Genomic DNA, 23,915 nt, shown 5'->3' with positions numbered 1-23,915 from the left:
ATTAATGCACCTGCATTTTAAAACCGAAACAATGAAAACTTATCAGGCATCAGGAAAAGAAATTCAATTGTACAATTTCACTGGCATTGTTGCCGAAACCGGCAAAAACATGGAAACAATTGTAAGCGGCGGCGGAGGCGGCGGTTACAGTTACCAGGGCACAGGTGGTACAGCGCCCGTTTCCATTCGTTCCCGCACCGTTGTGCACGACCAATTCTTTCTGGTTGATGCAAAGGGAAATGAAATGTCCTTTCAGTTGCAGGATTTTAATATAGCCTGCAGGAGAGACAATAAACTGACTGTGATATGGGGTATTAAAAAAGGCAAGGATAAAGGCCCTTACATAATTGTGCATAACCATTCTACCAATAGTACTTTTTATGATGATAAATCAATGGCCAGGCTTTTCAGGCCAAGCCCCTTGCTATTATTTGGTGGCGGTTTGCTTGCAATAATTATTCTCTGGAATATAATAGGCGGCTGGATTTTAGCCATCGCAATCGGGGGACTTATTTATTATGAAATAACGCTGCGCAAACAAATTAAAGCATTTAAAAACAGTATCGATTTTACTGAATTTGCCTGATTCCCCATCCCTTCTCTTACCCTTAAAATGTACCTTCTGTGAAAACAATAAAAACAATTTTATGAAATACGATCACTTCAAAACCACTTTATTATTTGCTGCTGCATTTCTATGTATGAATACAGGAAGTTTTGCACAGTCGCCAAAAGCAGACAAGAATAAAGACAAAGTAACGATTGAAGATATTAAACCGATATGTACTGATCTACCCAAAGAAAAAAAGCCAAGGGTAACCGTTGCTAATTTTAAGCTCACAGCGCCCAATGCGCCACGCGATCAATTTGGCGAAAACCTTGCCACCATGCTTACAAATGCCTTACAAAAGGTACAGTGTTTCCGTGTGCTTGAGCGGCTGGCCAATATGGGCGATGTGCAGGCAGAACTGGACTACCAGGGCAATTCAGGTAATGTAAATAAGAAAAGCACGGTTCAAAAAGGCAATATGATGGGGGCCAACGTAATCGTGCAGGGTGAAGTAACAGAGTTTGAACAAAGCGCCGGAAGCGTAGGCGTAACGCTTGTAAAAACAAAAAGCTACAAAGCTAAGGTGGGTATTATCATCCGCCTCGTTGATCCGGAAACAAGGGAAGTAATCGCATCAGAATCATTCAATGTGGAGAAGAAGACTGGCGGTGGTGTTCAGGTGGGCGTAACCATGCCTTATGGTTTAGGCAGCATTAATGCCATGAGCACTGCATTTCAAAACCCTGCCGTTCAGGACGCAACAGAAGATTGTATAATTCAAGCCACGCAGTACATAGCAGGTGAAAAAGATAAAATTGACCTGCCTGAAAATGATGTGCCTGATGGAGCCTCCCAATACACGCTTACATTTAAAAATATTGATTATACCCAATTGGGAAAAGTAACATCTGCCCTTGAAAAAATTCAAGGCGTATCAAATGTTAACAGCGATGATTTTAGCGACAATGTGGCCAATGTTATGGTAACACAAAACATTAAGCTGAAAGAAGTGGTTGATAAAATAATTGCTGCAAATACAGGTGTGAAATTATCTGTTTCCGGCATGTCGAAAGATGGGGCAACGTTTACTGTGAAATAATGTCTCAGCGCGTTACAATTCAAAAACCTGCATTTTCGATGCAGGTTTTTTGCTACGGTTGCAAAAAACCATTAACAAAAGCCCCTGTATATAATCCTGTAACTCTATTGTACCTTTGCACAAATTCTATATATGCTGAATACGATAGAAAGTGCGGTGGAAGATATAAAAAAAGGCAAACTGGTAATTGTGGTAGATGATGAAGACCGTGAGAATGAGGGCGATTTTATAACAGCAGCCCGCAATGTAACACCGGAGATCATCAACTTTATGAGCAAGGAAGGCCGCGGCCTTATCTGCGTACCAATGTCAGAAGAGCGCGCCAACGAGTTACAGCTCGACCTGATGGTGAGTAAAAACACAGCGCTGCACGAAACACCATTTACGGTAAGTGTTGATTTAATCGGGCATGGTTGCACCACCGGCATCAGCGCTCACGACCGGGCCAAAACAATACAGGCATTAATTGATCCCCATACAAAACCCGAAGACCTCGGAAGGCCGGGCCACATTTTCCCTTTACGTGCAAAAAAAGGCGGCGTTTTAAGGAGAACCGGGCACACGGAAGCCACCGTAGACCTGGCAAGGTTAGCCGGTTTTGAACCTGCTGGTGTATTGGTTGAAATTATGAACGAAGACGGCACCATGGCGCGTTTGCCCGAGCTGAGAAAAATTGCTGATAAGTTCGATCTCAAAATAGTTTCCATCAAAGATTTAATTGAATACAGGCTGAAATCGGACTCCACTATTGAAGAAGTGGTACGTGTGGATATGCCTACAAAATACGGGATGTTCAAACTGGTAGCATTTAAAGAAAAAACTACCGGCGGCGAACATCTGGCTTTAATAAAAGGCGAATGGAATAAAGATGAACCTGTTTTAACGCGGGTGCATTCAAGCTGCTTTACCGGCGATATCCTCGGCAGTTTCCGCTGCGATTGCGGCGAGCAACTGCACAAAGCCATGCAAATGGTAGAAGCCGAAGGCACAGGCGTTATTCTCTACATGAACCAGGAAGGCCGCGGCATTGGATTAATGAACAAACTGCGTGCTTATAAGTTGCAGGAAGAAGGAATGGATACGGTGGAAGCTAACCTGCATCTTGGTTTTGGCATGGATGAACGCGACTACGGAGTGGGTGCACAGATTTTGCGGCATTTAGGTATAACCAAGCTCAAGTTGATGAGTAATAACCCAAAAAAGCGTGCAGGGCTAAGCGGGTATGGCCTGGAAATTGTTGAAATTGTACCGATAGAAATCAAGCCTAATGAATTCAATGAAAAATACCTGCTCACCAAGCGTGATAAGCTCGGCCACAAAATATTATCACATAAATAAAAGGTGTTACACACCTTTTGTTTTTTATTTGGTTACCGGCAGTTGTTTTTCATGGCATCGTTCCTTGCCTCGCAACACTTGTACAAATTTTTCATGGCAGCAGTAAAACTGCATTAAAAATCAAATCATAAATCAGATATAACAACATGGGTTTCTTCAATAAATTATTCGGCAAAAAAGAAAAAGAAAGTTTAGATGAAGGTTTGCAGAAAACCAAAACCGGTTTTTTTGAGAAAATAACCAAGGCCATTGCCGGCAAAAGCTCGGTTGATGAAGAGGTGCTTGATAATCTTGAAGATGCATTGGTAAGCGCTGATGTTGGTATCGATACCACTATTGAAATCATTAAGCGGATAGAAGACCGTGTGGCCCGCGATAAATATGTTAGCACAAGTGAATTGAATAAATTGTTGCAAAGCGAAATTGAAAATATTCTTACCGACGCGCCGGAAGATTCCTACAAAGAATTTGATCTTCCGGAAGACAAAAAACCCTATGTATTATTGGTTGTTGGCGTAAATGGCGTTGGCAAAACTACAACCATCGGTAAGCTTGCACATAACTATAAAAAAGCAGGTAAAAATGTGTTGCTTGGGGCCGCCGATACTTTCCGAGCCGCTGCGGTTGACCAGCTTACGATCTGGAGTGAAAGGGTTGGCGTTCCCATCGTAAAACAGGCAATGGGCAGCGATCCGGCTTCTGTGGCTTTTGATGCCGTTCAAAGCGCAGTTTCGAGGAAGTCGGATATTGTAATTATTGATACGGCAGGCCGCCTGCATAATAAAGCACATTTAATGGAAGAGCTTTCCAAGATCAAGCGTGTTACACAAAAAGTTATCCCGGATGCACCGCATGAGGTGCTGCTGGTGCTCGATGGATCAACCGGTCAGAATGCACTGGAACAAGCCAAACACTTTACCGCAGCCACCGATGTTACTTCTCTTGCCATTACCAAATTAGATGGTACGGCAAAAGGCGGCGTTGTGCTGGCAATTGCCAATCAGTTTAAAATTCCGGTAAAATATATTGGTGTAGGCGAGAAAATGGATGATTTGCTGCTGTTTGACAAGCATGAATTTGTTGACAGTTTGTTTAATTTGGAAAAGGCATAAATTGTTTAAATTTGAATCATGTCAGCATTGATGAACAAACCTGAAACGCTTGTAGATGTGTACCGGCTTTTGCCGGAAGGCACGCCTATACAGGTTATCAATAATCAATTCTATATGAGCCCTTCGCCAGCATTTGCACATTTCTCAATTGCAAGAGAAATATTTAGGAGTATTGACGCATACGTTCTCCAAAACAATTTAGGCGAAGCAATTTATGCTCCCGTTGATGTTTATCTTGGTGACAAAAATGCGGTTCAGCCGGATGTTTTCTTCATAAGCAATGCTAACAAGCATTTTATTAAAAACGATGGTGTTTATGGGCACCAGATATTATTGTTGAAATACTTTCTCCATCTAATAAGAATACAGATCTTATAAAAAAGAAAGCCGTTTATGAGCAGTTTGGCGTGCAGGAATATTTTATTGTTGAACCTTCTGACAAATCTGTTTTAAGCTATTATTTAAAAGATGGAAAATACGCCGAACCTAAAAAACAAAAAGCCAGGTTTACCAGCAAAATACTGCGCAAGACATTTAGCTTTTAATTGAAATTTTTTGCACCGTTGCAATATTTATCTTTACTGGGGTGCAGCCAAAAATCTACATAGCACATTTCGATCTCGATTCATTTTTTTACAGTGTTGAGGTTTTAAATAACCCGGAATTAGCGGGCAAAGCTGTAATTGTTGGCGGCAGCCGTGAACGCGGCGTAGTTACCACCTGCAGTTACGAAGCGCGCAAGTTTGGGGTGCATTCTGCCATGCCTATGAAAAAAGCGGTGGAGCTTTGCCCCCATGCTATCCTGGTACGCGGCTCTCACGGCCAATATGGCAAATTTTCAAAATGGGTTACGGATATCATTGCTTCCAAAGCGCCTAAGTTTCAAAAGGCAAGCATTGATGAATTTTATCTTGACCTTACCGGTATGGATAAATTTTTCGATCCCTTTCAGTGGACAATCGAATTGCGCCAACTGATAATGGATGAAACCAAACTGCCCATTTCTTTCGGGCTTGCCAGTAATAAACTTGTTGCCAAAATTGCTACGGACGAGGCCAAACCAAATGGCTATCTTTTTATCCAGCATGGCAGGGAAAAGGATTTCCTGGCGCCGCTGCCGGTAAAAAAAATACCGGGTATGGGCGCACACACTTTATCGGTTTTAAACGAAATGGGTATAGAACTGATTGGTGATATTCTCAGGTTACCAAAAAATGAACTGGAAAACCGGCTTGGTAAGTGGGGGCTCGACCTTTGGGATAAAGCGCAGGGCCTGCATCACGGCAGTGTTTCAGAATGGCGGGAAGCCAAATCTATCTCTACAGAAAATACTTTTGAAACCAATACAAATGATGTTGAATTTCTTTTAAGCGAACTTATCCGCATGACCGAAAAAGTGGCTTTTGAACTGCGGCAGGATGAAAAACTTGCCGGCTGCATTGCGGTTAAAATACGCTATCCAAATTTTGAAACCACTTCCAAACAAACCGCAATAGATTACACTTTTCGTGACGATGAATTTATTCCCGTGGCAAAAGATCTATTTCATCAATTATACAAAAAAGGCATGCCTGTGCGGCTGCTCGGCGTTCGCCTTAGCGATTTTGCCAATATTACCATGCAGGGAAATTTATTCGATGATGTTTCCCGCAAATCAAATCTTTATAAAGCCATCGATAATATTAAACTCAAATTCGGGAAAAATTACCTGGCAAAGGGCCGGAGTATAAAATAGCATCAATAAAGCAGGTTTTGTACATCTGTGGCTTACTTTAATCAAAAACTTTGCTGCCTGCAAACCAAAAAACAGCCAGCCATATTAAACCTTTAATCAGGAAAAACAAAAACCCGGCCCAGCCAATACGCTTAAGCCAAAGTTTAAAATTCCTTGTTTTTTTCTCCTTCACGGCAAAGGCTTTAGAAACTGCAAAATTAAAGCACTCTTATAAGTATGGATGTGAAATTCAGGTAACAAAAAAAGCCATCCCGTTTTAGGCGGAACAGCTTCTTAATATTTTAAATGCAAAAACTTATTTACCGGCGAGAAAATCCTTGATCTTGTCTTTGTGCACAATCGCTTCCTTAAAAGTATAAGCGCCTGTTTTAGGGCTGCGCACAGTGCGGATTACTTTACTCCAGTTCTTAGCTTCTGCTGCGGCTTTCTGGTCTTTCGTTTTAATCGCCGTTTTTGCTGCTTTTGCCATCTTTATATAAGTTAATAAGTTGAATTGCTGGTTAAGTTAATAAGTTAATGGCAATACCAGTTAACCTTTCAACCGGCCAACAAACTATTTAATTTCTTTATGAACAGTAACTTTTTTCAGGATTGGGTTATATTTCTTCAATTCCAAACGTTCAGGTGTATTTTTTTTGTTTTTGGTGGAAATATAACGGCTTGTACCCGGCAAACCGCTGTTTTTATGCTCTGTGCATTCCAAAATTACCTGAACCCTGTTTCCTTTCTTTGCCATTTGTAAAAAGCTTTAAATATGATTACCGTTGGCCCTCAATTCTTTAATAACCGCAGCCAACCCTTTTTTGTTAATTGTACGAATAGCGTCTGTTGATACTTTTAAAGTAACCCACCGGTCTTCTTCAGCAAAATAAAAACGCTTTGTTTGAAGATTAGGTAAAAAACGGCGCTTTGTTTTTATGTTTGAGTGAGAAACATAATGGCCGCCCATTGGCTTTTTACCGGTTACTTCGCAAACTCTTGCCATAAATAATTTTTTTGGGACGGCAAAGGTAATAAACTGCAATCAATAAAACGCCATCATTACCAAAGTTTTTGCAAAAACTGCGTTTTTTGATGGCTTTTTTGGTTACCAACTACGGAACCCCATTCTACTTCATTGCGTCGCACACTGCAACTGAAGCAAATTATTCAGCCCCGGTTTCCGTTTCAAAGTTGCAGCATAATCACCAACCGCATAAAAATTTCAGGTTCTTTAATTCACCCGGCGCAAATTCCTCGTATTTATCTTTGAGAAACCTTATTGAAACACAACAAATGAAACCGGGTATGGTATTTTTTCTAACACGGGGAGATGTATATCCTGAGATCATTGAAAAATCAAACTTGTAAGAATGAAAATATTACTCCTTTCCGATATTCATGATAACGTTTGGGCCTTGCAAACCATTTTGCAATCCGGCCACGCCACTGAAGCCGGTGTTTTAATTTGCGGCGGAGATTTATGCTCGCCATTTATTATAGACCTGCTATCGGCTTTCAAAAAACCGGTTCATATTGTGCTTGGCAATAATGATTGTGATGTAGCCGCAATGACAGGCAAGCTGCCCAAATATCCCAATATCAAAATTCATGGCGAATATTACCGCGATGAGCTGGATAATAAAACCATTGCTGTAAACCATTATCCTGAAAAAGCACAGAAGCTATTGCAGTTACAGGCTTATGATATAGTTTGTTATGGTCACGATCATTCCATTTTTGCAAGGCAGGAAGGCAAAACCTTATTGCTGAACCCGGGCGCAGTAATGGGGTTTAACGCTATGCAGCTAAAAGATATTGATAGTTCCTTTATGATATACAACACCCGCACGAATGCTGTTGATGCGTATCGCTTTGCATCAAAAAAAAGTAATGATATTGTCCGTTGGGATGCATATTGTATTGACAGCCCTTTCTGAGTTTATTCGCTTTGATAAACTGCATAATGTTTCAGCACTTTTACCTTCAGTTTATTGTTGGCAAATGCAATCAGCTTCGATTCCCTGAACTTCTTTTCCTTATCTAAAAAACCAACAATGCATGAAGGGTGAATAGAATCGCCTTTTACAATATCAACAGCAGGCGGAGTACCAAAATTGGGCACACGCAAAGTGTCTTCCACTTCCATTTGTTTGTAAGAAATTTTTATAAGATACCTGAAGGTTTGCCGGGTTTCATATAAACCGACTTTAAATTCATCTGTTGTTTCAAAACTTTTTATGGTTTCCGTATATGTCTTTATAGGCTGGGGGTTTATATTGTTTCTTTCCAAAGGAATATTATCAGAAGTAAGTACAACTGAATCTTCCTGGTTCTCTGGGTTTGTACCTGCTGAATTACAAGCCGCCAATACGAATACTAAAAAAAAGGGGTAAATGGTTCTCATGCTAATAATATTGTTGTAAAAATAAAAGAGGTTGCTTTCTGCAGCAACCTCTTTTAAAAAAATATTTGGGAATTTATTACCTGGCTATAATCAGCTTTTGTGTGTGCTTATTGCCTTTTTCGTCCATAACCGTTACCAGGTAAGTACCGGCAGCGTAGCCAGAAACATCAATAGACTGCAGCCCTGATTTAGCCGATTGCAATTGTAACTTTCTTTGCTGCAATACTTTGCCTTTCAGATCGCTAACGAGTATAACAACATTGCCGGTATACCCGTTAAGTGAAATGTTTGTGGAGTTGATTGCCGGATTAGGCGACAGCTTAATTCCATTATCTGTTATAAATGCAGCCGATGCGGCATCTTCATTGCCCGCTGCTGCAATGGCTGCGCCATCATCATTAATAATTGTTCCTGTTGCTTCACCATCACTTATAGTAGCATTAACCGGGTCGCTCAGGATAACTTTAAATGTTTCATCTGCCTCGTTAACCTTATCACCTTTAATAAGCACTGGTATTTTTTGTATTTTAGCGCCGTTCTTCGGGAATATTAACGTGCCTGACGTTGCAATATAGTCGCTGTTTATTTTGGCAGTACCCGGCTTAATAGCAAATTTTACTGTTACTTTTTTTGAAGGTTTATCGCTGAGCGCAACATTAAAATTCACTAGTTTATAACCAATGTTCCCTTCTTTTACTGATTTATCAGCTATGGAAATTGAAAGCCCTGGCGGTGGCACTTCAGCGCAAACATCACTTGCTGTAGTAATGGTTAATTCCCATCCGCCATTCAAATTACCCTGGTCAAGGCCGGAATAATCATCCACAACATACAGGCTCCATGTTCCATTCGGATCATCACCGCCAAACACACTGTTTAAAGTTGCAGCGCCTGCGGTTGCCGCATTTTCATAAGGACCAGCAGGGGCCGGTGCGGCAAATGCATCGCCTGCACCATAATTGGTAGGTTTGTAAGTGCCTGAAACAAGGCCACTTCCTGCAGGCATCAGGTTAGCAGCCTCATCATCTAATACCAGGTCAATATTGGCCGTAGTATTTGAGGCTTCCATTACATCAGACATAATTACCATCTTCCTGCCCGTTGGGCTAACCAGTAATATATCCACATCTCCGGGCCATGTATGATTAAACTGTTTTAAGCCCACTGTTATTTTGGTAACTTTTCCTGATAATCCTGTAACAGAAATATCTGAAGGATATGGTGTTACCGAACCGGTAAGTGGTATTGTAACAGCATTTGTATTAGCAAATGTAACCGGCGAATTAGGCGTGCCCGTAGTGCCCAGTTTTAAGGTATAGGTTACTGTACCAAGATCATCACTGCCATCCTGCAGGGCAAGCGTAAGCGTTATGTTATCGCCGCAATTGCCTTCTGCCTTGAATGTAAATGACTGCTCAACCGTATCCCCTGCATTTATAACGCCGTAAGCCTGGGGTCCGCTTGGGTCGGTTACGCCGCCGGATGCCTGTAATGTGGCTACAAGATTGGAGGTGGCTGCGTTTCCTGCATTTGTCAATGGCAGATTTACAGTAACTGTTTCACCGGGATCAGGGGCATTATTAGGCGGAACGCCATTTTCAGCAGTGATTGTAACAGGTGAGGCGGGCTGTATATAAACCGCAGAGGCGCCTGCGGCTTCGAGGGCTTCATAAGCCATAACTATACCCGCACCGGCGTCCCTGTCAGCGCCGGGTGTTTCAATATCAATAGCGCTGCTTATCAGTGCCGTGCGTATTTGCGCAGGCGTTAAAGCCGGGAATGCAGATTTCACAAGTGCTGCTATGGCTGCGGCATTAGGCGCAGCGGCAGAAGTGCCATAAAAAGTTTCGAAACCAGGTGTGGTGGTAGCGCAACCATCTGCCGCCGTAATATCTGGTTTTTGGAGCAATGTGCCGCCACCGGTACCAAATAATACATTGCCTGCAGTAATTTCAGACCCGTCGGGATTGTAAAATATCCTTCTCGGCCCGTCTGAACTAAAACCTTCCACCACATTGGTGGCATTGAACGGATCGGGATATGGCCCCTGGGGAAAATTACTATAAAAAGGAATGCCCGCAGGCGTAGCTGCAACGGTATAAGCACTGCCGGCAGCATTATGGCCATACATTACTCCAGGCGTAGCATTTTGAAGCCTTCCCCTGTTTGTATTTAAATGCAGCGCTCTTATTGCTGCCCCTTCATTTTTAATAATATAAAACCTGTAGCCGGCCGGAAAGGCGTAGTTCAGGTATTCATAAGCGTTATCATTCCCATCCTGGATATTGGTGGAGAAGTCAACGATAGATGTACCGGCAGAGTTGGTAGCATAGATGTCGTAATCATTTGAAGACTGGCCCAATGGGTCAGACCATTTTAAAGTTACCAAACCTGTGGTTCCTGTAACTGTATTATATAAAACGCCACCGCCAAAATCGTTTACGGTGCCCGGGAATAACGGGAGGCTTCCGCCGTCTGTAAAATCGCCTTCCCATACACCAGCAGTACCATCATTTACATTGCCTGAATTGCCTGCTGAAGAAAAGTAAAGCGCACCTGAAGATGTAACAGTATTTACAGATTGTGCCACATTATCATCCTGGAAAACGCCTTCTGCGTAATAGGTTACATCATCCACAATAATATCGCAGCCTGCTGTGCGAAGGTCAAGTATATTTTGAGCGAAACCTGCCTGGCTGGTGAAGGCTGTGGCAAAATATAAATCAGCATCGGGAGCAATGTCATGTATCAATTCCAGCATAGCCCTTCCCTCCCTGCCGGAGCCAGCCTGACCGGGAAGAATGTTAAGTACGGCCGGTAAATCGCCGGTAGCCTGTGATGCCGTATAACCATCTACGCCATCAGATAGTACACCAATTTTTACACCGGCGCCTGTAACTCCAAAAACAGTTCTTGCCAAAGCTGCTTTGTGCGTGGCATCAGCTTCTGATGTTACAGACCCTGCAAAATTGTTATTCGCTTCAGCATTGAAAATATTGTTTAATTCATTGCGAACAGTGGCTGCACGGGCGGCAAAGCCAGCATGCTTTTTATGGCCTGTATTATCATTTCCTGTTATCTCCTTTTTGCGGATGCTGCCTGAATTGTCATTAATGTACGGATCATTGTGCGTGGGCGCCAGCCATTGGTTCACATGCAGCACCGCTTTATAACCCGCAACTTGTTCAACCTTATTCAAAGGCACGTTGGCAACAATATTATTGAACCTTTCCGAAGAAAAAATAATATCGGCGCCAAGCGCTTTTAAATCGCTTAATAACTGCTGCGAAACATGCGCTTCTATATCTACTTTTACTTTTCCCTGGCTGTTAGTCTTTACACTTATACTAAGATCGGGCAGTTGTTTTGCGAGTGCAGGGTTGCTTTGCATTTTATAGGCAAACAGCAAACGTGAATCAACTTTCTTTTGGGCCGGCGTTCGCAATGCTTTTTCCTGCGCCAGCAGCTTAATTTGTTGTATTGCCTGGGGCTTAAGATCCTGTGCACTTGTCCTGAAAGAAATTAATACAATAATTAAAAGGAAAATGCACTTTGAAATAATTGTTTTGCCATTAATCTTTAGACTGATTAACGGGAGGATTGGTAGATGTTTTCTCATATATGTGTGTTTTTGTGAACGGTTGTTAGCGCTGACAGCAGGTCAGGATGGCTACGGATGAACTTACAAGGTACACATATTTTTAACTTTTTTCCTAATCTTATTAACTTTTTTTTATTTATGATACTACAGGAAAAGCACGCTTCCAGCATGCTCTTAATGCAACAATAAAAGTTATTGGGTTTTGAATATATTATTTGAGAAATGAGTAAATTTATTGCTTGGAGCTCTTTAAAGCGCGGGATTGTTTTTCTGTTAAGCATAGGGAAATAGCAAGGTAGTTACTATTCTTATTTAATTATCTAATACAATTTTTTATGAAAACAATCAATATTGCCGACAAGCTAATCCCAAATAAACCAACCTCCTATTCATTCCTGAGGATTTTAACCGGGATCATTATTCTCTTAAGGGCTTTCATTTTTATTTTTGTAACAGCCAATCTTCAATCAATCATAAAAGCTGATATAACCGTATTTGCAGAAAACTCATCAGCGCTTTCCACTATAATTTCAATACTTAATATTGCCTGTGGCCTTTTTATACTGGTTGGCTTTGTTACAAGAATAAGCGCCATTATACAAATACCTATTCTGCTTGTTGCTGTGTTTATTGTAAACATAAAGCACATTGGTGAAAACCCCACTGAATTTATACTTTCACTTATTACGCTCGTTTTATTATTTATAGTTGCCTATAAAGGAAGCGGGCCTTTTTCTGCAGATGAATATTTCAGGCGCGGTGCTGCGTTGGATAAAAATAATGAGGGCAATAGCTGATATCCGTTGAGGTATAAATTAATTGTTGCGTACTTAAAAGCACAAAAGCTTTTGCTTTACATTTACGCCTCATTTAATCAACATGAAAACAAGAAGGGATTTTATTAAAGCATCGGGCATGATGGGTGCAGCCACATTGCTTTCATCAAAAAATATTTTCGCTAATAAAGCATTGGATTTTGAAAGCAAACGCCCGCCGCTTGCAGAACGGAATTTTACCAGTGATGCTGTTGAAGCCACCATCAAACAAATGAAAGCAAGCCTGCCAAACAAAGAGCTGGGCTGGCTGTTTGAAAATTGTTTTCCCAACACACTGGATACAACTGTTTTTTATGAAGAAAACAGTGGCGTGCCTGATACGTATGTTATAACCGGCGATATTGATGCCATGTGGCTGCGGGATAGTTCTGCGCAGGTGCATCCCTATATTCCATTGGCCGCAAAAGATAAAAAATTGCAGCAACTGATTACGGGCGTTATTAACCGGCAGGTAAAAAATATATTGAAAGACCCTTATGCCAATGCATTTTATAAAGATCAGAACCAGGTAAGCGAATGGAAAGATGACCTTACCAATATGAAGCCCGGCATTCATGAACGCAAGTGGGAAATAGATTCGCTTTGCTTTCCCATTCGTTTAGCTTATGAATACTGGAAAACAACCGGCGATACAAAGCCATTTACAAATGACTGGAAAGAATCCATTCGTTTAACCGTTCAAACATTTACAGAACAGCAACGCAAGCATGGCAACGGCCCATACAGTTTTCAGCGTAAAACGGCATGGGCTACAGACGGTGTGCCGTTGGGCGGATATGGTTATCCTGTAAAACCCGTGGGGCTTATCTGCTCTATGTTCCGGCCAAGCGATGACGCCACTATTTTTCCTTTTTTAATACCCAGTAATTTCTTCGCCGTAACATCGTTAAAACAAGCAGCTGAAATTTTAAATACCGTGCTTAAAGATGCTTCGCTTGCACAAAGCTGCCATGCGCTTGGAACAGAAGTAGCCAATGCCTTAAAACAATATGCCGTTGTGGAGCATACACAATTTGGTAAAGTATATGCGTATGAAGTAAACGGTTTTGGCAGTTTTAATTTAATGGACGATGCCAATAACCCCGACCTTTTATCACTTCCTTACCTGCATGCCATTGACGCCGGTGATACCGTGTATAAACAAACCAGAAAGCTGGTATTATCTGCTGAAAACCCCTTCTTTTTTAAAGGCAAAGCAGCAGAAGGTATTGGCGGGCCACATGCCGGAATGGATATGATATGGCCGCTGGGCATTACCATGCGGGCATTAACCAGTAACGATGATGCTGAAATAACACATTGCATAAAAATGCTTATCGCCTCCAATGCAGGTACCGGTTTTATGCACGAAAGTTTTCATAAAGATGATCCATCAAAATTTACGCGCAAATGGTTTGCCTGGGCCAATACATTATTTGGTGAAATGATCATGCATGTACAGGCCACAAAACCAGCATTGCTGCAAGCGGTATAATTTTTTAGTTTATGCAGCATAATATCAGGGCTTTCGTTTTTCCAAACGCAGTTGGAAAATATTCACCAGCAATGCAAATGCCACTGAAAAATAAATATAGCCTTTGGGAATATGAAAATCCAATCCTTCCCCAATTAATGATACGCCAATAAGCAGCAAAAAGCTTAATGCAAGTATTTTAAAGGACGGATATTTATGGATAAACCGGGCTATAGGCTCTGCTGCAAACAACATAACGGTTACACTTATAATAACGGCGGCATACATTGTCCATAAATGGTTTACCATGCCTATTGCCGTTACAATGCTGTCAATGGAAAATACAATATCAAGCATAATAATCTGGCCAAGGGCGCCGCTGAAATTTGTTGCTTTTTTTGTGTTCACCTCCTCCGGGCCGCCATCAGCCCTATGATGAATTTCGGTAGCGCTTTTATACAGAAGAAATAAACCGCCAAGAATAAGAATGATATCTTTTCCGGAAATGTCAATACCAAAAATAGTAAATAAATTTCCCTGCAATTTTAAAATAAAAGAGATAAGCGTTAGCAACACAAGCCGCATTAACATAGCCAGCAGCAGGCCTAACCTTCTTGCTTTTTTTTGCTGCTGCAAGGGCAGCCTGCCGGTAACTATCGAAATGAAAATGATATTATCAATGCCCAGAACAATTTCCAGTAAAATAAGCGTTAGCAATGCAACTATATCTTCCATTTACGGCTTGTATTTGTACCGAAAATAGTGGATTCTTTAAAGAAAAACGTTGGTAAAATTCAACCGGTAAAAGCAGGTATAAATAGCACTGTAAACCTGTGCATCAGAGAAAAAATTTGAAGCGCAATTAATTTTTTCACGCTGCTAATACTTTATATTGCATATTCAAAGCTAATTGTACCGCATACACTGAAAATTTATTCAATCTTTTAAATTTTTTCTCATGAAATCTGGAATTCTACAATTGAAAACAGCAATGCTGCTTTTGGCAGTATTGTGCTTATCTGTAAACGGGCTGTTTGCTCAGGAACTTACAGATGTATCGGCATTAAGCCTCGTTAAAAAAAATGCTTCATTAATAGGGCTAACCAAAACAAACCTGCAGAATGTACGCATATCGGCGGCATACATTGATAAAACTTCAGGCGCAACGCTTGTATATGCCCAGCAAACCTACAAGGAGGTGGATGTGTTTAATTCAATTCAAACCTATTCATTTAAAAACGGCAGGTTATTTTCCAAGGCAGGCAGCCCGATAGATAATATTGCAGATATAACTAATTCAAAAACAGGCAAACCTTCAGTAACGCCTGCCAATGCCGTAAGCGCAGTTGCATCTCACCTTCGTTTAGCCGCTGCATTCGCCGTTGCCAAACAAATTACAGATAGGGAATTTGATTTTGGTAACATGAATGTTTCTTCCGTGAACGTAGTATCAAAATTGTGCTGGCTTCCTGACGAAGACAACAGGAATGCAGTATTAACATGGCAGGTTGAAATTCAGCCTAAAGGAAGTTCAGATTACTGGCTTGTGAATGTGGATGCTTTAAAAGGACAGGTTATAAGCAAATTAAACCTTACTGTAAAATGTAAATGGAACGGCCCCAGGCTGGATGCTGTTGATGCAGATCAGATTGAATGGGATAATGTTGATGCAGCAATGGAAGACGGGCCGGAAAGCGCTGAGGCAATCAGTTCTGCCAAATATAAGGTTATACCATTTCCGGCAGAAAGCCCTTTACATCCCGGCGGCACGCCTGCTGTTAAATCAAACCCATGGTCGCTTGCCGGTTCCGGCAATGATGCCACCACTTTAAAATGGAATGATGATGGCGCCACTTCTTACGATAGTTCAAGAGGCAATAATGTGCTGGCGCAGGAGGATGCCAATGGCAATAATGGTTTTGGCATTGGCGCACATTCTTCAACAGCGGTTCCCGATCTTACTTTTAATTATACGCCTAATTTTAGTAGCGCTCCTTCCGTTGCTGCTAACCAGCAGTTTGCCATCACTAATCTTTTTTACTGGAACAATATCATGCATGATATTTCTTACCGCTATGGCTTTGATGAAGTGTCGGGCAATTTTCAAAAGAATAATCTTGGCAGAGGCGGTAAAGCAAACGATTTTGTACTGGCAGATGCGCAGGATGGTTCCGGAACAGATAATGCCAATTTTGCCACACCAAAGGATGGCAGCAGCCCGCGCATGCAAATGTTCCTGTGGAGTGCCAATGCTGTTGTAAACGTAACAAAACCAGATGCCATTAAAGGTAAAAAGGCAAATAAGGAAAGCGCTTTCAGCACTGCTAACAAATTATCTGATGTTGGCCCTGTTCAGGGCAGGATTATTTTATATGCCGACGATGCAGGCAACACCACCCACCTGGGTTGCGGCGCAGCAGCCAACCCAGCACAGCTTAATGGTAAGATTGCCCTTATTTACAGGGGGAATTGCGGCTTCACAGATAAAGTGAAGAATGCTCAAAATGCAGGCGCAATAGCGGTTATTATGGTTGATAACATCCCGGGCGAATACCCGATTACTATGGGTGGCACGGATAATACTATTACCATACCAGCCGTAATGGTGAGCTATGAAACCGGTGAGGAAATGAGGCAGAATATTGAAGCCGGTACCGTAGTGAGTGCAAAACTAAGCGCAGGCGTGCAAATTGATGGCGACCTTGATAACGGGGTAGTTGCTCATGAATATACGCATGGCATTTCCAACAGGCTGACAGGCGGGCCTAATAACGCAGGTTGCTTAAGCAACAAAGAACAGATGGGTGAAGGCTGGAGCGATTATATGGCTTTAATGGTAACCACTAACTGGAAAACTGCAACGGTGGCCGACTCATCCAAATCAAGGCCTATAGGCACTTATGCTTTTGGCCAAACACCAGACGGGCCCGGCATCCGTTATTATCCTTACAGCACAGATTTGAATGTTAACCCGTGGACTTACGACAGCTTAAAACTCAGTTCACGCATTCCAAACGGTATTTTAACCTACGACTCCCATGTAGTGGGCGAAGTATGGTGCAATATGCTCTGGAATATGACCTGGGCAATTATTAAGGACAAAGGCATTGGCACCAATATTTACAATGCAGGCAGTAAACTGGGTAACCAGGTTGCATTGCAGTTGGTAATTGAAGGCATGAAACTGCAACCATGCAGCCCTGGCTTTGTAGATGGCAGAAATGCTATTTTAAAAGCCGATACACTGTTGTATGGAGCTGCACACAGCGCCACGATATGGAAGGCTTTTGCCAGCAGAGGCTTAGGTTATAATGCATCCCAGGGTTCTACCGGCAGCCTGAAAGATGGCGTTGCAGATTACAGCCTGCCGCCTTCACTTTTTGCGAAAGCAGTTCAACCACAGGCAGATGCTGTTGCAGCCAAAGTGCTTGCTTCTTCCATAAGCTTATCTCCTAACCCTGCCAATAAAAAAATAACGCTTTCAATTGCAGGCAATAAACAATCATTAAAAGTTAGCCTGCTCAGTGAAAATGGCCAGGTGCTGAGAAGTTTAAATATGACCGGGCAGATATTGGAAATAAATCTTCCCAAACTGGCATCAGGAATATATTATGTAAAGATTACAGGCGATAATTTCTCAGAAACACGAAAAATACTGGTTAACCAACAGTAATAAAAAAGCCCCGTTCCGGGGCTTTTTTATTTAATAATCATGAAGTTATAAAAAGAAACCTGTTCTTTAACAAACCCGGAAGGTTACTTTTTAATAAATAATGGTATTAATGTGTAATAAATACATATTAATATATACAAACTGATATACCATGAAAAATTTAAAAAGCTTATTTTTCGACAAAGAGATAGTAAGGCAGATCCGCAGTGCAAAAGTTGATGCGAATTTTTTATACAATCAGCTTTATGCAGGCAGAATTACTTTGCAGGAATACCTTTCTGCAGTTAAAAATGCTTAACCAGCAGACTTTTTAGACTTTAAGATTAAACAATAGTCTAAACAATTATACAACGCCATGTGAGTAAGTAAAAAATCTCTTACGAGCATGGCGTTAATTTTTATACTATGAAATTAGCGATCTGTTTCCCTGCAATCCGCCACTATGTATGAAAAGTATCCTGACGTTTTCCGGAAAATATTTTTTGGCGGAAAGATCGCACACTGCATAAAATGCTTTAGCGGTATAAACAAAATCAAGCGGTAATTGATGATTGATTTTAACCTGGTTCATAAATGCAATCAGTTCGGAAGTATGTTTCGCATAACCGCCAAAATGATAATCATGAAAAACATTTACCTGTTTTTGCCGGGCCTCATCAGTAAGTAAAGAATTTACGGTTTCATTCAGGCTGAGATTATTTTTCATTACACTTATGCCAATACACTGCTGGTGTGGTAATGATGCATTTGTTATCCCGGCTAACATTGTTCCGGTGCCAACGGCGCAAACTATATAATCGTATGCAGCAAGATTGGGCACAGGCTGCAAAATTTCCCCCGCTCCTTTTGCACCTTTTATTCCAAACCCACCTTCCGGTATAAAAAACATTTGCGGGCTTTCATTTATAACCGCCTGTTTATTTTTATAAGCTTCACGACTTAAGAATTTAAGTTGCATATTCAGCGCCGCAGCATCAAGCAAGGTTTGCGAATAGTTCGTGGGTTCTTCGCCTCTTATAAAACCTGTACATTTTACATTGAGTTTATTACAGGCATAGGCAGCAGCAATAATATGGTTTGAAAATGCGCCGCCAAACGTTGCAACAGCTTTTGCATTATCAGCTATTGCTTGTTGCAGGTAATATTTCAGCTTAAACCATTTATTGCCGCTGACAACAGGATGCAGTTTATCAAGCCTTAAAACATCTGCGTGAATATTTGAAGAACTAAAGACCTCGCTCTTTATGGATTCAACAGAAACCGCATTAAAATTTAATTCTTCGGGCAAATTCATAATGTAGCATTATTCAATTTCAAATTCATCACTTTCATTCAGGCAATTTTTGCTTTACCCACCCACAGTTCACTTGCTCACCGTTTATTTCCAAATCCCAATTCTTAATTCCAGGTAATCAACTACCATTTGCAATTATAAGTTGAATGATTTTATTTTTGAATGATGATACAGCTACAAAACAATAAACTTTCTGTTGCAGTAAGTGAAAAAGGTGCAGAACTGCAAAGCCTTCAATTAAATAATGTTGAATATTTATGGCAGGCCGATGCTGCATTCTGGGGCAAGCACTCGCCGGTGCTTTTCCCAATTATTGGTGAATTAAAAGATGGTAAATATATTTTTGATAATAAAGAATATAAATTATCAAGACATGGTTTTGCGAGAGATAAAGTGTTTGAAGTAACAGTACCTTCCCAAACACAGGCTATATTTAGTTTAAAGAGCGATGAATCAACTTTAGCGCTCTATCCATTTCGCTTTGCGTTTAATGTAATTTATTCAATTGATGATACATCGCTGTTCTGTACTTACCAGGTAATTAATACAGGTAATGATAACATCTATTTTTCTGCCGGCGGCCACCCTGCTTTTAAAGTTCCGCTGAATGATTATTTGCAATACACGGATTATTCTTTATGGTTTAATAATGATGACGTATTAAACCGTTATTTATTGCACCAGGGCTTAACCGGTGATAATACTGAAAAAATCGTACTGGATAATAAAACGCTGCAACTAAAACCTTCACTGTTTTATGGAGACGCCATTGTGTTGAAGCACATTGACAGCGATCAGATAAAATTATTTTCAGCTAAAGATGAACATGGTTTAAACTTCAATTTTAAAGGCTTCCCGTATTTTGGAATATGGGCGGCAAAGGACGCGCCGTTTGTATGCCTTGAGCCCTGGTGCGGCATTGCAGATAATATCAGTCATAACCATCAGCTCACAACAAAAGAAGGCATTAATACACTGGCTGCCGGTGAAACATGGGAACGTACATGGAGCGTTGAACTATTTTAAAAGCTCATCAATTCTTTTAAACGAATAACCTTCCTGTTTTAACCATTTAATTAATTCGCCGAGCCTGTCATACAACTTATCTTTTCTTCTTGCGTCTGTTCCTGCATGAATTAATATGATAGCACCGTTAAAAGCGTTTGTATTTTTTTCTTGTTGTTCTTTTAATGACTGCATTATCCAATCACTGCTCTTGTAGGAAGCCATTTCAGGATAAGTATAATCTGCATTCGTTCTTATGCCGGGCGTAAAGCAAAACAGTTTCAGGTCCAGCTTTTTACTCCATGTTGTAATTGAATCATTCCACCATTCATACGGCGGAATAAAATATTGCGGATGATTAATATTTATATGTTGCAGGCGCATGGCATTAAGGTTGTTTTGCATGTCTGCATTAAACTGGCTGTGCGTTACTAATAGACTGTCACGTTTATTCCAGTCGTTGTATAAAAGATGATTGTCAGAATGCGGGCCGGGATAATGCCCGTCTTTATTTAACTGCTGTACATAAGGCTGAAATTTTTTGTTGCGATAAAATCTTCCCGTAAAAAAGAAAGCGCCTTTTACATTTTCAGTTTGCAATGTTTTAATGATTGAAGGCAGGCCGTCACCAAATTCATCGGCGCTAAATACCAATGCAATTTCTTTTTTGGTTGAATCACCCCGGATTATACCACCATGCGAATAGGTAAAGTCGTTTGCATGGTTCGCTTCTTTTTGTTTGGCTGCAAGCAAATAAATTAAAGATGCTGTGCCATCCATCGTTGGTTCATTCGTGCTGTAGTCGCCATAATCATCATGATATACGGCAAGGTCGCTTTGATAGGCTGCATATTCATCTTCCTCGTGCAATTGAATGCCGATCAGGTCTTTATAGATGGATGTATAAACCGGCCCATCAACCAACCCGCCATCAATAGGATAATTTTTCAGGTGCGTAAAAGCCGAATGTGGATCGGTTGGCGTATCGCCCCATGAAGGCAAACCATATACCATGCTGGTGCCCCAGGGATTACAACCAAATATCCAGTCGAAACAGGCCTGCTCCAATGCCTGGTACGTTTTATCACCCGTTAATTGCCTATACCAGTAACATTGAATGGCAAAGCTTACCGTTAAATTATTGCTGCACCAGATAAAAGGCACGCCGCGGTAAAACGCATTTTGCTTTGCTTTTTTCCAAACGCGTTCAATACCTTCTTTATAAAATTGAATGATGGAATCTCTTTTTGTACCGGTTAATTGTTTGGCCAATTCATAATGCCCAAGATTTATAAATGGATACCATTGGTAATGTTTCGCCGTATCAGCGCCCAGCCAGGGCGTTATGCGTTCTTCCAATGCATATTGATATGCCTCATCAAGCAACGAAGTTTCCCCTTTTTCTTTTGCAAGAGTGGCGCTTGCCAGTTCCATATCATCTGTCCAGTTATCTTCTGCATAAATGTATGGGGAAAGCACAGACACGGTTTGTGCAACACCGGGTTTATCAATTCCGAGCTGAAATGCAGTTTGCGCATTATGCCTCAATCTGCCCGAATAGTTCTTATCAAGATTTAAAAACAATTCACTGCCCAACGCAAAGGCACTCGCAAATTTTCCGGCGGTTGAAGCCACACCGGTTGTGTTATTCATAAACTTACCGCGCTGTTGTGGCTGACCGTTGCAGAAATAAACCGGCCTTTCCAAACCACGGCCATAATAATTGGTATCTTCTTTTGGTATGCGCATGCCGCGATGATCACGGTCATCGCCAAGCTGGTTAAATAACCAATCATCTTTTGGATGCATTTTAAGCAGCCAGTCAAGCCCCCATTTGGCTTCATCCAAAACATCAGGGATATTATTTTGTCCGTCAAGGCCGTTTGCCGATTTTTCATCTGTGAAGACACCCGGAAAATCGCGGTAAGCCGCCAGCAAATGATAGGTTGCATTAGCTGAAGTGGTTGAATACTGGAGATAATCGCTGGCATCATGCCATCCGCCCACAACATCAATGTGCGTGCTGTCGGGCACCGGTGCGTACAGCGTATAACCGTCATGTGTATGGCAGGAGTCTTTTAGAAAAGGATTGAAACCGCTGCGTTGCTGCCGCATATAGCGCAGGCAAAAATCAGCAGCGCCATCATAAACGGCATCAGTAATTGAAAAAATCGGCGAAGTAATATCATCAATATAAATACTGAATTTCCCTTTGCCTGTAAACGGGGAAAAATCGAGCCGGTATGTGTGGCTGAAAGGGCCGTATTTACCAAAATCTTTCCCAACCGGCCCGGAAAAAACTACCTTATTTTTTTCATCTTTTACAGAGAAAACATTTGAGCTTATTTGTTTATCAGCGCCTAAAACGGCGGTTTTAATTCCCGCGGTTGCATACCCTAACTGGTTAATTCTTATACACGAAATATCTTGGTTATATGCAGTGACATTGCAAAGCAAAAAAAGCAGCCAAAAAATGGTTCTAAACATATTATACCGTTAGCGGTTAAAGTTATGCGTTGATATCTGAACAGTCTGAGCTTAAATAATCCATTCTATTTCACCGGAACGATAAGGCTTTTCAATACCGCTGTCAAGTATAATATTACCGGATTCATTTACGCCCTTTATAACAGCCGGAAAGGAAACGCTGCTATACCTGAAATTTTCCGTTTCATTCAGCCTGTACAAATGCCTGTTATAATCGCTTAAAATTTCCTGGCCCCGGCCCGCATACAGGTATTTTATTCTTTCGTTCAGCAGACCGCAAAATGTTTTTGCAAGTTCAACCGCGTTGTGGCTTTCGCCCGTAATCTGTTTTAGCGAAACCGGCCTTTTTGCCGCTGGGAGAAATTCAGTTTGATTAATGTTAATACCAAACCCTGCAATTGCAAATTGCCAGTTCCGGCCGCGTATCATATTTTCAACCAATATGCCTGCTGCCTTTCTGTCACGACAATACACGTCATTGGGCCATTTAATTTTTATTTTTTCAGTTGTGTATTTGTTAAATAAATCAAACACGGAAAGTGCACAAGCCATATTCAGGAGGAACTGTTTGCTTAACTCCAACGTTCTTGTATCCAATACTACAGACAGAATAATATTTTCCCCTTTAGCCGAAAGCCATTGGCGGTTAAACTGTCCCCGCCCGGCTGTTTGTTCAAAAGCAAACCAGGCATCCCCATGGCCGGCATTGCCGTTTTGCACCTGTTGCATGGCATAGTTGTTGGTGCTGTCAACACTTAATAATTCTATAAAGCGTTTGCCGATTACATTATTTATTGAGGCTGCTGACAAAGAATTACTAATTTTGGCGAAACTACATTATTGATAAATAGTTTATTTTCGGAGAAACGTTATATGCCTATAAAATTTTTTCACTTAAAATAGTTGCTTATTTGGAACCTCTTACCGTTTTAGCTTCCCGCAAAAAAAGCCAGGTTACCCGGCTTAATTCAAATTCCAGGATTTTCAAACTTATTCTTAAAGCTATTCAGGAAAAAAAAGGAGAAAATATTGTTTCCCTTGATTTGCGAAAAATACCGGAAGCAGTAAGCGATTATTTTTTTATTTGTGAAGCTACAAGTACCACGCAGGTAAGGGCAATTGCTGATTTTGTTGAAGAAACTATTAAAAAAGAATTAGGCGAAGTTCCGTACAGGCACGAGGGTTTTAATGCCTTGAAATGGGTATTGATTGATTACGTAAACATTGTAGTGCATATTATGCAGCCTGATACAAGAAAGTTTTACAAGCTTGAAGAAATGTGGAGCGACGCTGTTTTAAAAGAACATTCATTATAAAAATTTAACCAGCTAATTTAACCTTACAGA

23 protein-coding genes are annotated in these 23,915 nt (G+C 41.1%); 14 read left to right on the top strand and 9 right to left on the bottom strand.

What is annotated here, in order from left to right; translation table 11 throughout:
* The first annotated feature begins 31 nt into the window (after window positions 1-31).
* From ACTHN6_RS02205 to dinB, 7 genes are all read left to right on the top strand, one after another.
* Window positions 32-586: a hypothetical protein gene (locus ACTHN6_RS02205; RefSeq protein ID WP_440434074.1), complete on the top strand. Its 555-nt coding sequence runs from the start codon at window positions 32-34 to the stop codon at window positions 584-586.
* 61 nt (window positions 587-647) lie between these two features.
* On the top strand, window positions 648-1,649 hold the full coding sequence (locus ACTHN6_RS02200; protein ID WP_440434073.1) for a CsgG/HfaB family protein: 1,002 nt from the start codon (window positions 648-650) through the stop codon (window positions 1,647-1,649).
* A 132-nt stretch (window positions 1,650-1,781) separates the two neighbouring features.
* Window positions 1,782-2,987, top strand: coding sequence for a bifunctional 3,4-dihydroxy-2-butanone-4-phosphate synthase/GTP cyclohydrolase II (locus ACTHN6_RS02195; RefSeq protein ID WP_440434072.1), 1,206 nt, complete (start codon window positions 1,782-1,784; stop codon window positions 2,985-2,987).
* A gap of 146 nt (window positions 2,988-3,133) precedes the next feature.
* Window positions 3,134-4,099, top strand: coding sequence for a signal recognition particle-docking protein FtsY (gene ftsY, locus ACTHN6_RS02190; protein ID WP_440434071.1), 966 nt, complete (start codon window positions 3,134-3,136; stop codon window positions 4,097-4,099).
* 18 nt (window positions 4,100-4,117) lie between these two features.
* Window positions 4,118-4,477: a Uma2 family endonuclease gene (locus ACTHN6_RS02185; RefSeq protein WP_440434070.1), complete on the top strand. Its 360-nt coding sequence runs from the start codon at window positions 4,118-4,120 to the stop codon at window positions 4,475-4,477.
* The gene (locus ACTHN6_RS02180; RefSeq protein ID WP_440434230.1) at window positions 4,429-4,644 is read left to right on the top strand and encodes a Uma2 family endonuclease; all 216 of its coding nucleotides are present in this window, start codon (window positions 4,429-4,431) and stop codon (window positions 4,642-4,644) included. The genes ACTHN6_RS02185 and ACTHN6_RS02180 overlap by 49 nt, the downstream gene beginning before the upstream one ends.
* Before the next feature lie 41 nt (window positions 4,645-4,685).
* Complete coding sequence (gene dinB, locus ACTHN6_RS02175) at window positions 4,686-5,834, top strand: DNA polymerase IV (protein ID WP_440434069.1); 1,149 nt, start codon at window positions 4,686-4,688, stop codon at window positions 5,832-5,834.
* A gap of 295 nt (window positions 5,835-6,129) precedes the next feature.
* On the opposite strand, the gene ACTHN6_RS02170 is transcribed toward dinB, so the two are convergent.
* From ACTHN6_RS02170 to rpmB, 3 genes are all read right to left on the bottom strand, one after another.
* Window positions 6,130-6,303, bottom strand: coding sequence for a DUF4295 family protein (locus ACTHN6_RS02170; protein ID WP_090653584.1), 174 nt, complete (start codon window positions 6,301-6,303; stop codon window positions 6,130-6,132).
* An 84-nt stretch (window positions 6,304-6,387) separates the two neighbouring features.
* Window positions 6,388-6,570 (bottom strand): 50S ribosomal protein L33, encoded by a 183-nt coding sequence (gene rpmG, locus ACTHN6_RS02165; protein WP_090653586.1) that lies wholly within the window; start codon window positions 6,568-6,570, stop codon window positions 6,388-6,390.
* Between the two features lie 12 nt (window positions 6,571-6,582).
* Complete coding sequence (gene rpmB / locus ACTHN6_RS02160; protein ID WP_090653588.1) at window positions 6,583-6,819, bottom strand: 50S ribosomal protein L28; 237 nt, start codon at window positions 6,817-6,819, stop codon at window positions 6,583-6,585.
* Between the two features lie 367 nt (window positions 6,820-7,186).
* Here rpmB and ACTHN6_RS02155 point away from each other — a divergent pair, with 367 nt between their 5' ends.
* On the top strand, window positions 7,187-7,753 hold the full coding sequence (locus tag ACTHN6_RS02155; RefSeq protein WP_440434068.1) for a metallophosphoesterase family protein: 567 nt from the start codon (window positions 7,187-7,189) through the stop codon (window positions 7,751-7,753).
* A 2-nt stretch (window positions 7,754-7,755) separates the two neighbouring features.
* On the opposite strand, the gene ACTHN6_RS02150 is transcribed toward ACTHN6_RS02155, so the two are convergent.
* Complete coding sequence (locus ACTHN6_RS02150; protein WP_440434067.1) at window positions 7,756-8,220, bottom strand: hypothetical protein; 465 nt, start codon at window positions 8,218-8,220, stop codon at window positions 7,756-7,758.
* A 76-nt stretch (window positions 8,221-8,296) separates the two neighbouring features.
* A complete protein-coding gene (locus tag ACTHN6_RS02145; protein WP_440434066.1) occupies window positions 8,297-11,839 on the bottom strand; it encodes a S8 family serine peptidase in 3,543 nt (1,180 codons plus the stop codon).
* Window positions 11,840-12,156: 317 nt separating this feature from the next.
* Here ACTHN6_RS02145 and ACTHN6_RS02140 point away from each other — a divergent pair, with 317 nt between their 5' ends.
* Together ACTHN6_RS02140 and ACTHN6_RS02135 are read left to right on the top strand one after the other, a co-directional pair.
* Window positions 12,157-12,618, top strand: a complete 462-nt coding sequence (locus tag ACTHN6_RS02140) for a DoxX family protein (RefSeq protein ID WP_440434065.1) — start codon at window positions 12,157-12,159, stop codon at window positions 12,616-12,618.
* 82 nt (window positions 12,619-12,700) lie between these two features.
* Window positions 12,701-14,131 carry a glycoside hydrolase family 125 protein gene (locus tag ACTHN6_RS02135; protein WP_440434064.1) on the top strand — a complete coding sequence of 477 codons (1,431 nt, stop codon included), beginning with the start codon at window positions 12,701-12,703 and terminating at the stop codon, window positions 14,129-14,131.
* 24 nt (window positions 14,132-14,155) lie between these two features.
* Here the strand turns inward: ACTHN6_RS02135 and ACTHN6_RS02130 are convergent, their stop codons facing one another.
* Window positions 14,156-14,845: a TerC family protein gene (locus ACTHN6_RS02130; RefSeq protein WP_440434063.1), complete on the bottom strand. Its 690-nt coding sequence runs from the start codon at window positions 14,843-14,845 to the stop codon at window positions 14,156-14,158.
* Between the two features lie 223 nt (window positions 14,846-15,068).
* Between ACTHN6_RS02130 and ACTHN6_RS02125 the strand changes: the two genes are divergently transcribed.
* Window positions 15,069-17,783 (top strand): M36 family metallopeptidase, encoded by a 2,715-nt coding sequence (locus tag ACTHN6_RS02125; RefSeq protein ID WP_440434062.1) that lies wholly within the window; start codon window positions 15,069-15,071, stop codon window positions 17,781-17,783.
* A 151-nt stretch (window positions 17,784-17,934) separates the two neighbouring features.
* Window positions 17,935-18,081, top strand: a complete 147-nt coding sequence (locus ACTHN6_RS02120; RefSeq protein WP_440434061.1) for a hypothetical protein — start codon at window positions 17,935-17,937, stop codon at window positions 18,079-18,081.
* A gap of 105 nt (window positions 18,082-18,186) precedes the next feature.
* Here the strand turns inward: ACTHN6_RS02120 and ACTHN6_RS02115 are convergent, their stop codons facing one another.
* Window positions 18,187-19,077 (bottom strand): 1-aminocyclopropane-1-carboxylate deaminase/D-cysteine desulfhydrase, encoded by an 891-nt coding sequence (locus ACTHN6_RS02115; RefSeq protein WP_440434060.1) that lies wholly within the window; start codon window positions 19,075-19,077, stop codon window positions 18,187-18,189.
* A 162-nt stretch (window positions 19,078-19,239) separates the two neighbouring features.
* Here ACTHN6_RS02115 and ACTHN6_RS02110 point away from each other — a divergent pair, with 162 nt between their 5' ends.
* Window positions 19,240-20,103, top strand: a complete 864-nt coding sequence (locus ACTHN6_RS02110; RefSeq protein WP_440434059.1) for an aldose 1-epimerase family protein — start codon at window positions 19,240-19,242, stop codon at window positions 20,101-20,103.
* Here the strand turns inward: ACTHN6_RS02110 and ACTHN6_RS02105 are convergent.
* Window positions 20,095-22,569 carry a glycoside hydrolase family 9 protein gene (locus ACTHN6_RS02105; protein ID WP_440434058.1) on the bottom strand — a complete coding sequence of 825 codons (2,475 nt, stop codon included), beginning with the start codon at window positions 22,567-22,569 and terminating at the stop codon, window positions 20,095-20,097. The two genes, ACTHN6_RS02110 and ACTHN6_RS02105, sit on opposite strands and share 9 nt — an antisense overlap.
* A 51-nt stretch (window positions 22,570-22,620) precedes the next feature.
* On the bottom strand, window positions 22,621-23,379 hold the full coding sequence (locus ACTHN6_RS02100; RefSeq protein ID WP_440434057.1) for a biotin--[acetyl-CoA-carboxylase] ligase: 759 nt from the start codon (window positions 23,377-23,379) through the stop codon (window positions 22,621-22,623).
* A gap of 101 nt (window positions 23,380-23,480) precedes the next feature.
* On the opposite strand from ACTHN6_RS02100, the gene rsfS reads away from it, so the two are divergent.
* The gene (gene rsfS / locus ACTHN6_RS02095) at window positions 23,481-23,885 is read left to right on the top strand and encodes a ribosome silencing factor (protein ID WP_440434056.1); all 405 of its coding nucleotides are present in this window, start codon (window positions 23,481-23,483) and stop codon (window positions 23,883-23,885) included.
* Window positions 23,886-23,915: the final 30 nt, after the last annotated feature.

This window comes from Parafilimonas sp., assembly GCF_051953455.1.
Taxonomy (GTDB): Bacteria; Bacteroidota; Bacteroidia; order Chitinophagales; family Chitinophagaceae; genus Parafilimonas.
This window is presented reverse-complemented; position numbering and strand designations above follow the sequence as displayed.

Excerpts from the sequence above, each read along its gene's own strand:
- ACTHN6_RS02205 (WP_440434074.1), top strand. The coding sequence starts at position 32 with ATGAAAACTTATCAGGCATCAGGAAAAGAAATTCAATTGTACAATTTC.
- ACTHN6_RS02200 (WP_440434073.1), top strand. The coding sequence starts at position 648 with ATGAAATACGATCACTTCAAAACCACTTTATTATTTGCTGCTGCATTT.
- ACTHN6_RS02195 (WP_440434072.1), top strand. The coding sequence starts at position 1,782 with ATGCTGAATACGATAGAAAGTGCGGTGGAAGATATAAAAAAAGGCAAA.
- ftsY (WP_440434071.1), top strand. The coding sequence starts at position 3,134 with ATGGGTTTCTTCAATAAATTATTCGGCAAAAAAGAAAAAGAAAGTTTA.
- ACTHN6_RS02185 (WP_440434070.1), top strand. The coding sequence starts at position 4,118 with ATGTCAGCATTGATGAACAAACCTGAAACGCTTGTAGATGTGTACCGG.
- ACTHN6_RS02170 (WP_090653584.1), bottom strand. The coding sequence starts at position 6,303 with ATGGCAAAAGCAGCAAAAACGGCGATTAAAACGAAAGACCAGAAAGCC.
- rpmG (WP_090653586.1), bottom strand. The coding sequence starts at position 6,570 with ATGGCAAAGAAAGGAAACAGGGTTCAGGTAATTTTGGAATGCACAGAG.
- rpmB (WP_090653588.1), bottom strand. The coding sequence starts at position 6,819 with ATGGCAAGAGTTTGCGAAGTAACCGGTAAAAAGCCAATGGGCGGCCAT.
- ACTHN6_RS02155 (WP_440434068.1), top strand. The coding sequence starts at position 7,187 with ATGAAAATATTACTCCTTTCCGATATTCATGATAACGTTTGGGCCTTG.
- ACTHN6_RS02150 (WP_440434067.1), bottom strand. The coding sequence starts at position 8,220 with ATGAGAACCATTTACCCCTTTTTTTTAGTATTCGTATTGGCGGCTTGT.
- ACTHN6_RS02145 (WP_440434066.1), bottom strand. The coding sequence starts at position 11,839 with ATGAGAAAACATCTACCAATCCTCCCGTTAATCAGTCTAAAGATTAAT.
- ACTHN6_RS02140 (WP_440434065.1), top strand. The coding sequence starts at position 12,157 with ATGAAAACAATCAATATTGCCGACAAGCTAATCCCAAATAAACCAACC.
- ACTHN6_RS02135 (WP_440434064.1), top strand. The coding sequence starts at position 12,701 with ATGAAAACAAGAAGGGATTTTATTAAAGCATCGGGCATGATGGGTGCA.
- ACTHN6_RS02130 (WP_440434063.1), bottom strand. The coding sequence starts at position 14,845 with ATGGAAGATATAGTTGCATTGCTAACGCTTATTTTACTGGAAATTGTT.
- ACTHN6_RS02125 (WP_440434062.1), top strand. The coding sequence starts at position 15,069 with ATGAAATCTGGAATTCTACAATTGAAAACAGCAATGCTGCTTTTGGCA.
- ACTHN6_RS02120 (WP_440434061.1), top strand. The coding sequence starts at position 17,935 with ATGAAAAATTTAAAAAGCTTATTTTTCGACAAAGAGATAGTAAGGCAG.
- ACTHN6_RS02115 (WP_440434060.1), bottom strand. The coding sequence starts at position 19,077 with ATGAATTTGCCCGAAGAATTAAATTTTAATGCGGTTTCTGTTGAATCC.
- ACTHN6_RS02110 (WP_440434059.1), top strand. The coding sequence starts at position 19,240 with ATGATGATACAGCTACAAAACAATAAACTTTCTGTTGCAGTAAGTGAA.
- ACTHN6_RS02105 (WP_440434058.1), bottom strand. The coding sequence starts at position 22,569 with ATGTTTAGAACCATTTTTTGGCTGCTTTTTTTGCTTTGCAATGTCACT.